Raw genomic sequence first — 16,115 nt, 5'->3', positions numbered from 1 at the left:
CTCGAAGGGAACGGACCTCACGGGGTCGCCTCGAGAGCCTCAGCACCAGGAAGTCAGGACACAGGAGAAACATGGGATCGCAGCTTCGGGTCTACCGGCAGAAGATCAAGTCTGCTCAGACGACCAAGAAGATCACGCGGGCGATGGAGCTGATCTCGGCCTCGCGGATCCAGAAGGCGCAGGCGCGGGTCGCGGCGTCCGAGCCGTACTCGACGGCGATCACCCGAGCGGTGTCGGCGGTCGCGAGCTACTCGAACGTCGCACACGTGCTGACGACGGAGCCCGAGCGCATCGACCGTGCGGCAGTCGTGATCTTCACGTCAGACCGTGGTCTCGCCGGCGCCTTCAACTCGCAAGTGCTGCGTGAGGCCGAAGAACTCACCGAGCTGCTGAAGAGCCAGGGCAAAGACGTCGAGTACTTCCTCGTCGGCCGCAAGTCCGTCGGGTACTTCAAGTTCCGGCGACGCTCGTTCGAGCGGAGCTGGGTCGGCGGCACCGACAGCCCTGACTTCGATACCGCGAGAGAGATCGGCGATGCCGTGCTCGAGGCGTTCCTGCGGGACTCCTCCGATGGCGGTGTCGATGAGATCCACATCGTGTACAACCGGTTCGTGAGCCGCATCACCCAGGTTCCGGTCGTCACCCGGCTGCTTCCCCTCGAGGTCGTCGAGAGCGAAGAGGTCCCCGACGCCAAGCACGAGGTGTTCCCGCTGTACGAATTCGAGCCCGACCCTGAGACGGTGCTCGACGGCCTGCTCCCGGTCTACATCGAGAGCCGCATCTACAACGCCATGCTGCAGTCGTCGGCAGCGAAGCACGCCGCGACGCAGAAGGCGATGAAGTCGGCATCCGACAACGCCGACAAGCTCATCACGGACTACACGCGCCTCGCGAACAACGCGCGTCAGTCCGAGATCACCCAGCAGATTTCCGAGATCGTGGGCGGCGCTGACGCACTGTCGTCCGCCAAGTAGCCCCTTACGAAGAGAGAGAACACATGACTGACACCGCTACCGCCGCGGCCGCGGCCGCGCCAGTGGCCGGCGCCGTCGGCCGCGTCGCCCGGGTCACGGGCCCCGTCGTCGACATCGAGTTCCCGCACGACTCGATCCCGGCGATCTACAATGCGCTGAAGACCGAGATCACGATCGGCGACACCACGACGGTGCTGACCCTCGAGGTCGCACAGCACCTCGGCGACGACGTGGTTCGCGCCATCGCGCTGAAGCCCACCGACGGTGTGGTGCGCGGCCAAGAGGTGTCCGACACCGGCGCGCCGATCTCGGTTCCGGTCGGCGACGTCACGAAGGGCAAGGTCTTCAACGTCACCGGCGAGATCCTCAACGGTGCGCCCGGCGAGCAGATCGAGATCACCGAGCGCTGGCCGATCCACCGCAAGCCCCCGGCGTTCGACCAGCTCGAGTCCAAGACCCAGCTGTTCGAGACCGGCATCAAGGTCATCGACCTGCTCACGCCCTACGTACTGGGCGGCAAGATCGGCCTCTTCGGCGGTGCGGGTGTCGGCAAGACGGTCCTCATCCAAGAGATGATCCAGCGCGTCGCGCAGAACCACGGCGGTGTGTCCGTGTTCGCCGGTGTCGGCGAGCGCACCCGTGAGGGCAACGACCTCATCCATGAGATGGAAGAGGCGGGCGTCTTCGACAAGACCGCTCTCGTGTTCGGCCAGATGGACGAGCCGCCCGGAACGCGTCTGCGCGTGGCGCTGTCTGCCCTGACCATGGCGGAGTACTTCCGCGATGTGCAGAAGCAAGACGTGCTGCTCTTCATCGACAACATCTTCCGTTTCACCCAGGCAGGTTCCGAGGTCTCGACGCTGCTCGGCCGCATGCCGTCGGCCGTGGGCTACCAGCCGAACCTCGCCGATGAGATGGGTGTGCTCCAAGAGCGCATCACGTCGACCCGTGGTCACTCGATCACCTCGCTGCAGGCGATCTACGTTCCCGCCGACGACTACACCGACCCGGCCCCGGCCACGACCTTCGCCCACCTCGACGCGACGACCGAGTTGTCGCGTGAGATCGCATCGAAGGGTCTCTACCCGGCGGTCGACCCGCTGACGTCGACCTCGCGAATCCTCGACCCCCGTTACCTGGGTGAAGACCACTACCGCGTGGCCACGACGGTCAAGCAGATCCTCCAGAAGAACAAGGAACTGCAGGAGATCATCGCCATCCTCGGTGTCGACGAGCTCTCCGAGGAAGACAAGATCACGGTGTCGCGCGCACGCCGCATCCAGCAGTTCCTCTCGCAGAACACCTACATGGCGAAGAAGTTCACCAACGTCGAAGGCTCGACGGTGCCGCTCAAGGACACGATCGAGTCGTTCGACGCGATCGCCAAGGGCGAGTTCGACCACGTCGCCGAGCAGGCCTTCTTCAACGTCGGCGGCATCTCCGACGTCGAAGAGAAGTGGGCTCAGATTCAGAAGGAGAACGGCTGAACATGGCCGCCCTCAACGTGAGCGTCGTCTCGGCCGACCAGCAGGTCTGGTCGGGCGAGGCGACCATGGTGGTGGCGCGCACCGTCGAAGGCGAGATCGGCATTCTGCCCGGTCACGAGCCGATGCTCGCGATCCTCGCCGGCGGCGAGGTGCGCGTCACTCTGCCCGGCGGCGAGAAGATCACCGCCAGTGCTGAAGACGGATTCCTCTCGGTACAGGCGAACGCCGTGCAGATCGTCGCTTCACGGGCAGAACTCACTTAGGAGCCGCGCGCATGCAGGGGGAGCCGTCGATCGAGCGCCAATTCGGGGACCTGAGTGTCACCCAACTCATCGTGATGGCCGGATTGCCGGGCGCGGGAAAGTCGACGATCGGTGAGATCATCGGTGCCCGCCTCGGCGCCACCGTCGTGTCGGTCGATCCCATCGAGTCGGCCATTTTGCGTGCCGGCATCGATGCGGATCAGCCGACGGGTCTCGCCGCGTACCTCGTTGCCGAGGAGATCGCCGAGAAGGAGCTCGACTCCGGCCGCACGGTCATCGTCGATGCGGTGAACGCGGCCGAGGCTGCACGCTTGCAGTGGCGCGACCTCGCCGAGCGCGCAGACGTGCGACTGCGGGTGATCGAGGTCGTGTGCTCCGATGAATCACTGCACCGCGACCGTCTCGAGAAGCGCGAGCGCAAGCTCCCGCACCTCGAGGAGACCACCTGGCGGGCCGTCGAGCAGAGCCTCGAGGGTTATGCCGCGTGGACGGGGCCGTCGTCGGCGCTGCCACGCGTGACGATCGACAGCATCGAATCGCTCGGATCGAACGTCGACGCAGCGCTCGCCTTCATCGGTTCGTAGTGCGGCTTCTTCTTCCGCCGTCCGAGACCAAACGCGACGGCGGCACCGACGTTCCGCTTGATCTGGATCGTCTCTCGTTCGGAGCGCTCGCTCCGATGCGTGCCGTATCGGCTGCTGCCGTCGTCGAGCTCGCGGGCGACCCGGCCGCGACGATGCGGGCGCTCAAACTCGGACCACGGCTCGCGCACGAAGTCGATCGCAACCGGTCGCTGCTCGATTCACCGACGATGCCGGCGATCGATCGGTACACGGGCGTGTTGTTCGACGCGCTCGACGCCTCCACTCTCGATGCGCGGGCCAGGTCGTTCGCCGCGGATCATCTGGTCGTGCATTCGGCGCTCTTCGGACTGATCGGCGCCTTGGATGCGATTCCGGCGTACCGGCTCTCGCACGATTCGCGTGTGCCGGACGTGCGGCTCAAGTCGCTGTGGCGGGCGCCCATCCGCGAGCTGCTCGAGCGCGAGCCGGGAATGATCCTCGACCTGCGATCGGAGGCGTACGCCGAACTCGGACCGGCGCCCGTTCGCCATGGTTCGGTCTTCGTGCGGGTCGTCACGGTCGATGATGGCGGACGACGTCGTGCCCTGAACCACTTCAACAAGCACGCGAAGGGGCGCTTCACTCGCGCCGTGCTCACCTCGCGTCCGCAGCTCACGTCGATCGCCGAGTTGATCGACTGGGCGCACGGGGCCGGGTTCTCGGTGGCGCTCGCTCCAGAACGTGATGCCGGCGCGCAAGAGCTCGAGCTCGTCGCCTGACTCGTCGAGAGCATCTTGCTTCGTGCCTGATGCGCCACCGACCGCGGTGGGGAGGTCTCAGCGACGGACCCTGCTCACGCCGCTGTCGCTTGCGTTGCTCGATGGCAACCGGCGAGATGGTCGTCGACCATGCCCGCCGCCTGCATGAGCGCGTACATGGTGGTGGGGCCGACGAAACGGAACCCGCGACGGCGCAGCTCTTTGCTCATGGCCACGGACTCGGGAGTCGTGGCCGGCACTTCAGCGAACGAGGTCGGCGCAGTGGCACGAGGCGCTGGAGCGAAGCCCCACAACAGCTCGTCGATCGGCACGTCGAGTTCGAGCGTGGCGCGCGCGTTCTGGATCGTCGCCTCGATTTTGCCCCGATGTCGGATGATTCGCTCGTCGTCGAGGAGCCGCGCGACGTCGTCGTCGCCCATCGCAGCGACCTGCACTGCGTCGAAGCCGTGGAACACCTCGCGGAACGCGGGACGACGACGCAGAATCGTGATCCAGGAGAGACCGGCCTGGAACCCCTCGAGGCAGACCTTCTCGAAGAGTCGCACGGGATCGTGCTGTGGTGTGCCCCACTCCTCATCGTGATACCGGCGGTACTCGGGGTCGCTCGCACCCCAGCCGCATCGGGCGAGTCCGTCGTCGCCGACGATGATCTCGGCCCGGGGAATGACGCTCACGCGGCGAACCCGATCTGCTCGTGGCCGAGCAGCCAGAGCTTCGTCGGCACTCCTTCACCACCCGAGTACCCGGTGATGCGCCCGTCGGACGCGAGCACTCGATGGCAGCCGACGATGATGGGAACCGGGTTGGCTCCGACGGCGCCGCCGATGGCACGCGCCGCGCCGGGGCGACCAACCGCGGCGGCGAGGGCGCCGTACGAAGTGGCCTCGCCCCATTGGAGTCGTTCGAGTGCGCCCCAGACGGCTTGTTGGAACGGTGTGCCGCGCAGACGCACCGGAATATCGAAGTCGAGGCGTCGGCCGGCGAAGTATTCGGCGAGTTGATCGCGCGCTTGCTCGAGCACGGCGTTCGGGCGCTCGGCGAGAGCGTCGTGGGGGAGCACGCCGCCGCTCTCGATGGAGAGACTTGTGACGGCCTCGTCGTCGGCGACGAGTTCTATGCGCCCGATCGGGCTGCTGAGGCGGATGAGGAACACGTTGGTCATACTTCGAGAGTAGTCGTGGCGTCCGACAGCGGCTCGCGGGAATCGGACATGGCGGAGAGTCGGCGTCACCCCGGTCCTGTGGAGGAGGAGTGAGTGCGATCGAGCGCTGCTCCGATGGCGACTCTTCCTCGACAGGTGCGGAACCTCGGCGACCGTCCACGGATCGCCACCGGAGCCTCATCGACAACGAATGCGGCGTCACGCTCATCGCATGACGACCATCATCCGCGCCGAAGCGGCGCACGACTTCCTCGCCCTCGTTCCGTCGCTCGCCGGGTTCCGGCCCGAGCGCTCCCTCGTGTGCGTCGCGTTCGCCGGCAATCGCTCGGTCGGTGTACTGCGCTATGACCTGCCACGGCGCGCCCGTGACCGTGCGCCGCTCGTCGCGGCGGTCGTCGGCACCCTGTGCCGCATGAGCGGTGTCGATGCGATCGTGCCGATCGTCTACACCGACGCGCGCTTCGACGCCCGGCGAGGGTTGCCCGAGCGAGCACTCCTCGGCATGATCGCCAAGCGCGCCGAGCAGGCCGGGTACGGCATTCGCGATGCGCTGTGCAGGGCGGCGGATGCATGGGGGTCGCTGTTCGACGACGAGACACCCGCGACGGGGCATCCGCTCGCATTGATCGACGAGAGTCCCGTGACGCGACTGACCCCACCGGAGACGAAGGTGCTGGCCTCGGCAGGCGAGTCCGGGGAACTGCCCGAAGCAGATCCGACCGCGGCAGCGGCGCTCGCCTCCGCACTCGGCGAGTTCGCAGGCGAGGCGCGAGCTGACGCGCTCGTCCGCCTCGGTCGCAACAGCGATCCCGTCACGCTCGTCGAGTCACTCGTGGCTCGAGACTCCTCCCAGCCCGCGATCCGCCTCGCCTGGTTCCTGCATCTCGTCTCCCTGCCCGCCCTCCGCGACGCGATGATGCTGCAGTTCGCGTTCGGCGGGGTGGTCGGCGAGGCCGCGTACGACGACGCGATGGCGACGGCCGACCGCGCCGAAGCGCGCGATCAGAGCGTCGAGAGCCTCGTGCTTCGAGAGATGGCCGACGGCGTCACCGGCGAGATCAGCGAGATGCTCTCCCGGCTCCTGCTCGGACAGTCGAGCCTCCGTCCGGATCCGCGGCGCGTCGAGCGAGCGCTCGCGGTGCTGCGTCCGTTGATCGCGAACGCTCCGGCGAGCCACCGTATCGCGCCGCTCTGCATCGCAGCCTGGCTCGCCTGGTCGCTCGGTCGCGGCTCGGCGGCCGGGGCGTTCATCGATCGTGCGCTCGAGTTGGAACCGGGCCACTCGATGGCGGGCTTGCTCGCTGCCTACATCGGCAGCGGCGCGTTGCCGGAATGGGCGTTCAGCGCCCGATGAACCCGTCGACCGGCAGGCGGGGCCTCGGCTGCGGAATCCTCTCGATGACGCGGACGAGGTGCGAGCCATCCTCAACGGCTCGTGCCTCGCGCTCCACGGTGCCAGAATGTTCGGCATGGTTGCAGGAGGGGTCTCGAGTTCGGCGAACGCCGGCGCACCCGCGTGGGACGTCATCGTCGGTGACCGGTTCATCGCCGCTCTCGCCGCGCCCGCCCCCGAACGAGTGCTGATCGCGCTCGCCGAAGTGGCGAGCGAACTCGAACTCCAGCTCGAGGTACTCGTCGGCCTGATCCCATCGGGCCGAATCGACCCGATCGAGTCGTTCGGCGTCGTCTGGTGGGATGCGGGTGCGACCACGAGCGTCACGGCGGTGGTGCGCGGCGATGCGGTCGTCGACCTCGCCTCCCCGGGCGGCAGTCGGCGCTTCGATGCGCGCGGCATCCGGCCGTGGCATCTCGCCGAATTCGATGACGTCGTCGCACTTCGCATCACCGATGCCGGTTCGGCACTCGATCATGTCGGTGTCGGCACCGACCCTGTCGTGCATGCGCGGGCGAGCCTCAGGGCGTCGGCGATCGAGTGGTCGTGGCCGGCGTCACAGCACGAAGCCACGGATGCCGCAGAGCGCACGTGGCTCGACGCGGACACGATCCTCGCGCCGCGCCGCGCCGAGTCGGGCCGGCACGAGGCGGTGGCCGATACGGTGCTCACGCCGCGCCTGAGTCGCACGGCGCAGACCGGCGCGTCCGGAATCGCGCTGCAGCAGGGCGGAATCGTCGCGCCACCCGGCCGCACAGCAGACGAGCCCTCGGAACCCTCGGCGCCCTCGGAACCCTCGGCGCCCTCGGAACCGAGCGTGCCGCCCGAGGTGGTGACCGCCCCCCGCTTCCGAATCGGCCATGGGACGCCGTCGATGGTGATTGCTCCGGTGCTGATCGGGCGGCGACCACTGCCACCGCGCATCCCGGCCTCGGGCGCACCGCCCGAGCTGCTCACGGTCGAGTCGCCCGGCGGAGTCGTGTCGGGCACCCATCTCGAACTGCGCATCGTCGGCACGCGCCTCGTCGCCACCGATCTGCGATCCACGAACGGAACGATTCTCCGCACGCCGTCGGGTAGCCGCCGGCTGCGTGCCGGAGAATCGATCGTGGTGGTTCCGGGCACCATCCTCGACCTCGGAGACGGTACGATCATCGAGATCCTCTCCGCCCAGGGCTCTCCCAGCGTATGACCCGAACAGACAGCAGGCTTCACAGGTGACGCAGATCGGCAATGGCAACGCCCGTCATCGAATCTCGCTGCCCGACGGCACCGAGATCACCCTCGCATGGGCCGCCGTCACCGACACCGGCCTGCGACGAGAGGTCAATGAAGACAGCTTCATCGCGCAAGCGCCGATCTTCGCCGTGGCCGACGGCATGGGCGGCCACGCGGCCGGCGATTTCGCGAGCGCAGCGGTGGTCACCCGCCTCGCCGAGCACGGCGGCAAGACGCGCGTCGGCACACCCGAGATCGACCAGGCGCTCCGGCTCGCTGTGCAAGACATGGGGCGCGGCGCCGGCGTCACCGACGAGGGAAGCGGCACCACGGTCACGGGCGCTGCCCTCGGGACGATCTCCGACGAACCCGCCTGGATCGTGTTCAACATCGGCGACTCCCGCGTCTACCGACTGGTCGGAGGCGTGCTCGAGCAGCTCACGGTGGATCACTCGATCGTGCAGGAGCTCGTCGACGCTGGACAGATCACCCGTGAAGAGGCCGATACGCATCCGCACTCCAATGTGATCACTCGCGCTGTCGGATTCCACGAAGCGCCGATCCCCGACTATCGTGCGATCGCCGTCGAACCAGGCATGCGCCTGTTGATCTGCTCCGACGGCCTCACGAAAGAGCTCACCTCGTACGGCATCCGCCACTTCCTCGTTGCCAATCCCAAACCCGAAAAGGCCGCCAGGCAGCTGCTCGAAGCCGCGCTCGGCAACGGGGGCCGCGACAATGTGACCGCCATCATCGTCGACGTGCTGAAGGTCGTGCGGCCGCCGGGGGTGCAACGCCCCGTCGACGGCGAAGCCGAGTACGCCTGACGGATGCCTCGGGCCGGCAGCGGCCTTGTGCAGAGCCGCTGCCGCGGCATCCGTGACCGCAATACAATGGTGGCACCGGGCGCCGCCGGCAACCGGGGCGGCGATCCATCGACCCGAGCAGGCAGGCAGGAGGATCGTGTCGCGTCGATTGCCGTCCACCGCGCCGAATCTGCCCGGGTTCGCGTTCATCCGCGTACTCGGCTCCGGCGGGTTCGCCGATGTGTTCCTCTACGAACAGAACATGCCGAGGCGCCTGGTCGCGGTGAAGGTGCTCCTCGCGGAGGTCGTGAACGACGAACTGCGCCAGATGTTCCAAGCCGAGGCGAACCTCATGGCCCAACTCTCCTCGCATCCGTCGATTCTCACGGTGTATCAGGCGAGCGTGGCGGCCGACGGTCGTCCATACCTCGTGATGGAGTACTGCTCGGCGTCGCTCGGACAGCGTTACCGGTCGGTGCAACTGCCGATCGCCGAGGTGCTCGCGGTCGGCGTCCGCATCGCCAGTGCCGTCGAGACCGCCCACCGGCAGGGTGTGCTGCACCGCGATATCAAGCCCTCCAACATCCTCACGACGGCGTTCGGCCATCCGGTGCTCTCCGACTTCGGCATCGCGGCGACGCTCGGCCAGGCGGAGGCCAGTGACGCCGTCGGCCTGTCGATTCCCTGGTCCGCGCCCGAAGTGCTCCATGACGAGGTCTCGGGCACGGTGGCGAGCGAGGTGTGGTCGCTCGGGGCGACCGTGTACTCGCTGCTCGCAGGGCGCAGCCCGTTCGAGGTCCCTGACGGTGACAACGGCTCGGGTGCACTCATGACGCGCATCGACAAGGCGAAATTCGCGCCTACCGGCCGCGTCGATGTGCCGAAGAGCTTCGAGTCGGTGCTCGCCCGATCGATGTCGCGCAAGCCGTCTGGCCGCCAGTCGAGCGCCCTCGAGTTCATTCGCGATCTCCAATCCGTCGAGGAGGAACTCGGGCTCGCACAGACCCCGCTCGAAGTCGCGATGGACGATTGGGCGCTTGCGACGGCTGTCGACCTCGACGAACGAACCCGCATCAGCGGAAGCCACGGCATCGACGACAACGCCGGGCGACGACGGCGACGCTCCACCGACACCGCGCACGGCTCGCCGCAGCGCAGCGCGGATTCACGCCCGCACGAACCCAGCACCAGCCGTGCCCGCACCGCACCACCGACGACCCGCCGGCTGGCATGGGGCATCTCGATCGTCTCCGCACTCCTCATCGCGCTTGTCGGCGCGGGTGCGTACGCCGTGATCCAAGGGGCACGCTCGATTCCAGTGGTCGCCGACGTGCAGGGGGTTGCTGAAACCGACGCCGTGACGTTCTCATGGAACGACCCCGGCATCCAGAATGGTGACGCGTACATCGTCACCGTCGACGGCACGGCAACGCCCATGCAGCGCGAGCCACGTCTCACCGTGCCCGCGGCCGAAGGCGACCGGGTCTGTGCGAGCGTCACGGTCACCCGCGACGGCAAGTCGGGCCGGCCGAGTGCCGAACGCTGCGTCGAAGTCGTCGTCGTCGTCGGCGTCGACGAGGGGGCGTGATGGCACGTCTGCCACGCCTCGCACGTCCGCGGTCCGCGGTCATCACCGCGGTGACGACCACCGCGGTCGTCGCCCTCGTCGCGGGCGTCGCGATCGCCTCCGGCGGTTACGCGGCCCAGCGCGTCGATCTCGGTGACGCGGCGGTCTGGGTGGCGAGCGACCGCCTCCAATCCGTCGGGCGGGCCAACACCGCCGTGCTCGAACTGAACTCGGTGGTCGAAAACGGGGCCACGGGCGCCGAGATCGTGCAACGCGGATCCACGGTGCTCGTGCTCGATCCCGACCGGGCGACCGTGGGCATCATCGATGCGACCACCTCGAGCCTCACCAAGACGGTCGCCGTACCGCCCGACGACGTGTCGCTCGCCCTGGCCGGTGCACGGGTGATCCTCTCGGCCGGGGGCGACGTCTGGTCGGCGCCCGTCTCGGAGTTCGAGCAGTTCGACGCCGACGCCGAGCCGATGCTCACCTTCGGTGAAGGGTCGGTGACCTCGGTCGATGCCGAGGGAACCCTCTTCGCATACACGCCGTCGACAGGTGTGGTGGCGAGGGTCGATGCGGCCGAGGCCGAGACCGTTGCCGCCCGATGGCAGATCGAACCGATCGTCGGCGACCCCGATGTGCAGATCACCTCGGTCGGCGGCCGTTGGGCCGTACTCGATCTCGATGCCCGGCAGTTGCACCTCGACGGACGCACCGTCGATCTGACCGGCCTCATCGAGACCCGAGACGAGCCGGTGCTGCAGACGCCCTCGAGCAGCGGCGACGAAGTGGCGATCGCCACCCGGACCGGCCTCCTCACGGTCGGCCTCGACGGAGAGGCGCCCCGAGTACTGGTGGATGGTCGGTCGGGGTCGCCCGCGGCGCCCGTCGTGCACGACGGATGCCTCCATGCGGCGTGGGCCCTCGGCACCGCTTGGCGCTCGTGCGGTTCATCCGGCGATCGCATCATCGAGCTGCCGTCGGCACCGGCGACCGGTGACTACTCGTTCCTCGCCAATGGCAGCGCCCTCGCGCTCAACGATCGCCGCAGCGGCAAGACCTGGGCCGCGGGTGACGACTACGGGCTCATCGACAACTGGGACGAGCTGCTCGAGATCGAACGCGACGACGAGACCGTCGAGCAGAACGACCCCGACCAGCAGCCGACGGTCGAGAAGACCCCCGTGCCGCCCACGGTCGCCGATGACGAGTTCGGCGCGCGCCCTGGGCGCACGACAGTGCTGCCAGTGCTCCTGAACGACTACGACGCCAACGGCGACGTCCTGGTCGTCGACACGGTCGAGGGAGAGCTGCCCGCAGGTGCGAAGCTCGACCTCATCGCCGACAACCAGCAGCTGCAGCTCACGCTCGACGACGCGGCATCCGGAGTCATCGCGTTCGGCTATACGGCCGGTGACGGTCTGGGCGGCACGGCGCACGGATCCGTGCACGTGACGGTGCGCGACGCCGACGAGAACTCACCCCCGGTGCAGCAGCGTCCGACGCGAGCGCTGGTCGAGGCCGGCGGCCGAGTGACCACAGCGGTGCTCGGAGACTGGGTCGACCCCGACGGCGACCCGTTCTTCCTGCGGCAGGCTCTCGCCGACGCGCCGGATTCGCTCTCGTCGACGGCCGACGGCGTCGTCGTGTTCGATGAGATTGGCGGGGTGGGCGCCGAGCGTGCCGTCTCGCTCGTGGTCTCCGACGGACGCGACGAGTCAGTCGGCGCACTCAGCATCGGTGTGCGCGCGCAAGGCGCCGTTCCGCTCATCGCCGAACCGTTCGTCGCCCTCGCCACCGCGGGTCAGGAGATCCGCATCGAACCGTTGCGGCATGTGCGCGGCGGTTCGGGTGTCATCCGGTTGAGCGCAGTTCCGGCCAAGCCCGACGCGCAGATGCCCCCCGACTACGACGGCGGCACCTTCCGGTTCACCAGCGAGGCGGAGCGAACGCACTACCTCGACTACACCGTGACCGACGGCCTCGCAACGGTCACCGGGCGCGTGCGCGTCGACGTCTCCGCGCCGCCCGAACGCGACACGACCCCGATCACGGTGCCGCACATCGCGTTCCTCCGTGCGAAGCAACCGGTCGATGTCGACGTGCTCGCCACCGACATCGACCCGACCGGCGGTGTGCTCATCGTGACCGGACTGGGCGAGCCCGCCGCGGAGGCCGGAGTGCAGGTCGAGGTCGTCGAGCACCGGATCCTCCGGGTGACGCTGACGCGGCCGCTCGAAGCGGGTTCCACCGTCTTCGGTTATCGCGTCAGCAACGGCATGGCAGAAGCCGAGGGCGAAGTGACCCTCGTCGAGATGCCCGACCCCGAACGCACCCAGCCTCCGGTGGCGGTCCCCGACACGATCGCTGCCCGCACGGGCGACGTCGTCGACATCGGAGTGCTCGCCAACGACGAGCACCCCGACGCCTTGCCTCTCACCCTCGACCCAGCGCTCGAGACGGCACCCGACGCGGGCCTCCTCTTCGTGGACGGCGACCGACTGCGATACTTCGCCCCCGACGAGCCCGGCGAATTCACGGCCGCCTACCGCGTTACCGGACCCGACGGTCAGTTCGCCACGGCGACCGTGCAGATCTCGGTGCGCGCGGCGGATCCCGAGACGAACGCGGTGCCGGTGCCGGTGACGGTGACCTCCCGGGTGCTCGCGGGTGAGACCGTTCGCGTCCCGATCCCGCTCGGCGGCACCGACCCCGACGGTGACAGCGTGCAACTGCTCGGACAGGAGACCAACCCCGAGCGCGGCAACGTGAGCTCGCGGGGCGGCGACTGGCTCGAATATCAGGCGGGGGAGTACTCGGCAGGCACCGACGAGTTCCAGTACGCCGTCGTCGACGCACTCGGAGCGCGAGCCACCGGCACTGTGCGGGTGGGCATCGCACCGCGCCTCGATGGCGCTCGCACCCCCATCGCCGTCGGTGACGATGTGACCGTGCGACCCGACCGCACGATCTCGGTGCGCGTGTTGGAGAACGATTCCGACCCCGACGGCGGCACGCTCACGCTGCACAGTGTCGAGCCGACGACCGAAGGAGCGACGGCGACGATCGTCGACGACCGCATCGAGGTCGAGATCCCGCCGGGCGAGAACGACTACGGATTCGTCTACACGATCGAGAACGAGCATCTCGGCGAAGCCACGAGCTTCCTCAAGGTCGAGGCGCGCGAGGATGCGCCATTGTCCCGACCCGAGGCATCCGATACCGTGCTCACGCTCAGCGACATCCTCGGCGAAGACGTCATCGACGTGCCCGTGCTCCGCAATGCGTTCCTCGCCGACGGCGATGCATCCGAACTCACGGTCGGACTCGTCGACGACTACGACCGCGGCGCAGAGGTGCGTCGCGACGGCACGATCCGCGTGCAGGTCGAAGACCGCCGCCGCATCATCCCGTTCTCCGTCGCGCATCCCGAAGACCCGGATATCATCGCGTACGCGTTCATCTGGGTGCCCGGCCGCGACGATGCACTCCCGCAACTGCGTACCGACGCCCCGGTCGTGCGTGTCGTGAGCGGTGAGGAGGTCACCCTCGACCTCGAGGACTTCGTGATCGCTGCTTCGGGCCGACCGGTCAAACTCACGGATGCGGCGACCGTTCGGGCCTCGCACAGCGACGGGTCCGACCTCGTCCTCGACCAGCGCACACTGCGCTACCGCAGCGAAGAGGGGTACTTCGGACCGGCATCGCTCTCGTTCATCGTCACCGACGGCGAATCTGCGACGGATCCTTCAGCGCGCACGGGAACGATCGTGATTCCGATCACGGTGCTGCCGACCGACAATCAGCCGCCGGCGTTCACCGGCGGAGTCATCGACTTCGAGCCCGGTCAGTCGAAGACGATCGAGCTCGTGAAACTCACGAACTATCCCTACCCCGAAGCGGTCGACGAGCTCGTCTATCGCGTGCTCCCGCCACCGGTGGAGGGCTTCCGCTTCTCACTCGACGGCGACGAGCTCACGATCCGCGCAGAGTCGGCCACTCTCAAGGGCACCCGTGCGTCCGTCGCGGTCGGGGTGAGCGACGGCTCCGGCGATGGCAAGCCGGGGCGCATCGACTTGAGGGTCGTGCCGTCGACGAAGCCCATCGCCCAGCCCTCCGCGGACAGCGCGATCGCCGCCCGCGGAAAGACGACCTCGATCGACGTTCTCGCCAACGACAGGGCCACGAACCCGTTCCCCGATGTGCCGCTCAGGGTCGTCGGGGTGCGTGGGATCGATGCCGATGACCTGCCCGCGGGCGTTTCGATCGAGCCGAGTGAAGACCGCTCGACACTGAACGTGACCGTCGACTCCGACGCGGCACCAGTGAACTCGACCGTGCAGTACCAGGTCGCCGACGCCACCGACGATCCCAGCCGCTACGCCTGGGGAACGGCCACGATCTCCGTCCAGGACCGACCCGACCCCGTCACCGGTGCGCAGGTCACCGGGTTCGGCGACGGCACCCTCGGCGTCACGTTCGGCGCCGGTGCGTTCAACAACTCGCCGATCACGGGATACGAGATCGCGCTCGTCGACGCGGGCACTCGTGAGGTGCTGCGCACCTCGACCTGCGAGGCCACCACGTGCACGGTCGCGACGCTCGGCAACGGACAGGGCAACGCCGTCATCGTGCGTGTGCAGGCGCGAAACGCGATCGGACTCTCCGACCCGGTCGACGCACCCGGACCGATCTGGTCGGACGTCATCCCGCCGCCGCCCAGCGGACTGCGCGCGCTGCCGCGCGACGGCCGACTCCTGATCGAGTGGTCGCCCGTCGCGACCGGGTCGGGCAGTGCCGTCGAATCCTACGTGGTGACCGTCGCGGGCGTTTCGAACCAAGTGTCGGCCGGCACCGCCTGCACGGCGACGCTCTGCTCCGTCGAGTCGCAACCACTCGAGAACGGCAGTCAGGTGCCGATCGCCGTCAGTGCCCGCAACCAGGCGTATCCCGCGCTCGCCGTCTGGACCGAAGCAGGTGGCAGCGGCACCCCGTTCGGTGCTCCGGTCGCCGGGGCCATCTCGGTCAACGGCGATGCCGGAGCGGGCACGGTCACCGTCACGTGGGCGCCATTCGCCGGCAACGGCGACGCCATCGGCGGCTATTTCGTCGAGCGACTCGTCGACGGTGCGTCGAGCGTGCCGGGCGGCGCCCAGGCCTGTTCGGTGACGAGCCCGGCGCCCGGCAGTGTCGTCGCCCCGTCGAGCGGCGGCACGGTCGCCGATGTCGTGCCCGTCGGCCCCGAGACCACGAGCCTCCAGTTCACGGGCACCGCGGCCGAGTCCACGCGCTACTCGTTCCTCGTCTGGGGGTACAACCGGGCCGCGTGCGTGAACACCGAGGTCGCGGGCACCGTGGTGCGCCCGGCGCCGGGCAGCATTCAGGGCGTCGACAGCCGGATGGAGATGCGCACCGCCGATGTCTGGGACCGGTACATCAACGATGTCGCACCCGATGCGTGGCGGTACATCATCGTCGCCGTCGACGGCAACGGAGCGCAGATCCCCGGCACGCTGAAGCAGTTCAGCGGTTCAGGATGGGCGCGCGACCTCTTCGGGCGACCGTTCGGTGAGACGGTGCGCTTCCAGGTGCAGGCCTGCTCGCTGTGGGGCAGCTGCGGGCCCTGGTCGCAAGTTCTCCCCCCCGATGCCAGCCCATCGCTTACATTCGCGCTGCCGAGCCGGATCTGGGACAACGTGAAGACGTGGTCCTGGACGGCGGCACCTGCGAATTCCGGCCTGCCTGTCGCCTTCCGATGCGGCGTCGACGGCGATGGCAACGGCCACCGCGCGCAGACGGGGACGAGTTGCCAGATCCCCGACGCGAAGCCGGGCGATCGGGTCTGGTTGGATGTTGAGATCGCGGGCGTGAGTGTTCGCTACTGGAATCGCTGAGAAGGA

Annotated in this window: 12 protein-coding genes; 10 read left to right on the top strand and 2 right to left on the bottom strand. The window is 68.3% G+C overall.

The annotated features are described in order from the left end of the window. Nucleotides 1–71 precede the first annotated feature (71 nt). Genes AC1C2S_RS01125 through AC1C2S_RS01105 form a run of 5 tightly spaced genes read left to right on the top strand, consistent with a single transcriptional unit; the run spans nucleotide 72 to nucleotide 4,066 of the window. The gene (locus AC1C2S_RS01125; protein ID WP_495350700.1) at nucleotides 72–974 is read left to right on the top strand and encodes a F0F1 ATP synthase subunit gamma; all 903 of its coding nucleotides are present in this window, start codon (nucleotides 72–74) and stop codon (nucleotides 972–974) included. A 23-nt stretch (nucleotides 975–997) separates the two neighbouring features. Next, entirely contained in the window at nucleotides 998–2,461 is a 1,464-nt protein-coding gene (gene atpD / locus AC1C2S_RS01120) for a F0F1 ATP synthase subunit beta (RefSeq protein WP_495350699.1), read from the top strand. 2 nt (nucleotides 2,462–2,463) lie between these two features. After that, a complete protein-coding gene (locus AC1C2S_RS01115) occupies nucleotides 2,464–2,724 on the top strand; it encodes a F0F1 ATP synthase subunit epsilon (protein ID WP_495350698.1) in 261 nt (86 codons plus the stop codon). Nucleotides 2,725–2,735: 11 nt separating this feature from the next. After that, nucleotides 2,736–3,308: a P-loop nucleotide/nucleoside kinase family protein gene (locus AC1C2S_RS01110; RefSeq protein ID WP_495350697.1), complete on the top strand. Its 573-nt coding sequence runs from the start codon at nucleotides 2,736–2,738 to the stop codon at nucleotides 3,306–3,308. Then, a complete protein-coding gene (locus AC1C2S_RS01105) occupies nucleotides 3,308–4,066 on the top strand; it encodes a YaaA family protein (protein WP_495350696.1) in 759 nt (252 codons plus the stop codon). The genes AC1C2S_RS01110 and AC1C2S_RS01105 overlap by 1 nt, the downstream gene beginning before the upstream one ends. A 74-nt stretch (nucleotides 4,067–4,140) precedes the next feature. Here the strand turns inward: AC1C2S_RS01105 and AC1C2S_RS01100 are convergent, their stop codons facing one another. Together AC1C2S_RS01100 and AC1C2S_RS01095 are read right to left on the bottom strand one after the other, a co-directional pair. Beyond that, the gene (locus tag AC1C2S_RS01100) at nucleotides 4,141–4,731 is read right to left on the bottom strand and encodes a DNA-3-methyladenine glycosylase I (RefSeq protein WP_495353170.1); all 591 of its coding nucleotides are present in this window, start codon (nucleotides 4,729–4,731) and stop codon (nucleotides 4,141–4,143) included. Nucleotides 4,732–4,736: 5 nt separating this feature from the next. Next, nucleotides 4,737–5,228, bottom strand: a complete 492-nt coding sequence (locus tag AC1C2S_RS01095; RefSeq protein ID WP_495350695.1) for a methylated-DNA--[protein]-cysteine S-methyltransferase — start codon at nucleotides 5,226–5,228, stop codon at nucleotides 4,737–4,739. Between the two features lie 211 nt (nucleotides 5,229–5,439). On the opposite strand from AC1C2S_RS01095, the gene AC1C2S_RS01090 reads away from it, so the two are divergent. The 5 genes from AC1C2S_RS01090 (at nucleotide 5,440) to AC1C2S_RS01070 (ending at nucleotide 16,109) form a co-directional block, all read left to right on the top strand. After that, complete coding sequence (locus AC1C2S_RS01090) at nucleotides 5,440–6,582, top strand: DUF4192 family protein (RefSeq protein WP_495350694.1); 1,143 nt, start codon at nucleotides 5,440–5,442, stop codon at nucleotides 6,580–6,582. 115 nt (nucleotides 6,583–6,697) lie between these two features. After that, complete coding sequence (locus AC1C2S_RS01085; protein ID WP_495350693.1) at nucleotides 6,698–7,813, top strand: FHA domain-containing protein; 1,116 nt, start codon at nucleotides 6,698–6,700, stop codon at nucleotides 7,811–7,813. 25 nt (nucleotides 7,814–7,838) lie between these two features. Continuing rightward, nucleotides 7,839–8,666, top strand: coding sequence for a PP2C family protein-serine/threonine phosphatase (locus tag AC1C2S_RS01080; RefSeq protein ID WP_495350692.1), 828 nt, complete (start codon nucleotides 7,839–7,841; stop codon nucleotides 8,664–8,666). 136 nt (nucleotides 8,667–8,802) lie between these two features. Beyond that, nucleotides 8,803–10,233, top strand: coding sequence for a serine/threonine-protein kinase (locus tag AC1C2S_RS01075; protein ID WP_495350691.1), 1,431 nt, complete (start codon nucleotides 8,803–8,805; stop codon nucleotides 10,231–10,233). Then, nucleotides 10,233–16,109: an Ig-like domain-containing protein gene (locus AC1C2S_RS01070; RefSeq protein WP_495350690.1), complete on the top strand. Its 5,877-nt coding sequence runs from the start codon at nucleotides 10,233–10,235 to the stop codon at nucleotides 16,107–16,109. Before AC1C2S_RS01075 ends, AC1C2S_RS01070 begins: the two co-directional genes overlap by 1 nt. Nucleotides 16,110–16,115 lie beyond the last annotated feature (6 nt).

This window comes from Agromyces sp. Y782, assembly GCF_059445405.1.
Note: the sequence above shows the minus strand (reverse complement) of the source record. Positions and strands in the feature narration are given on the sequence as shown.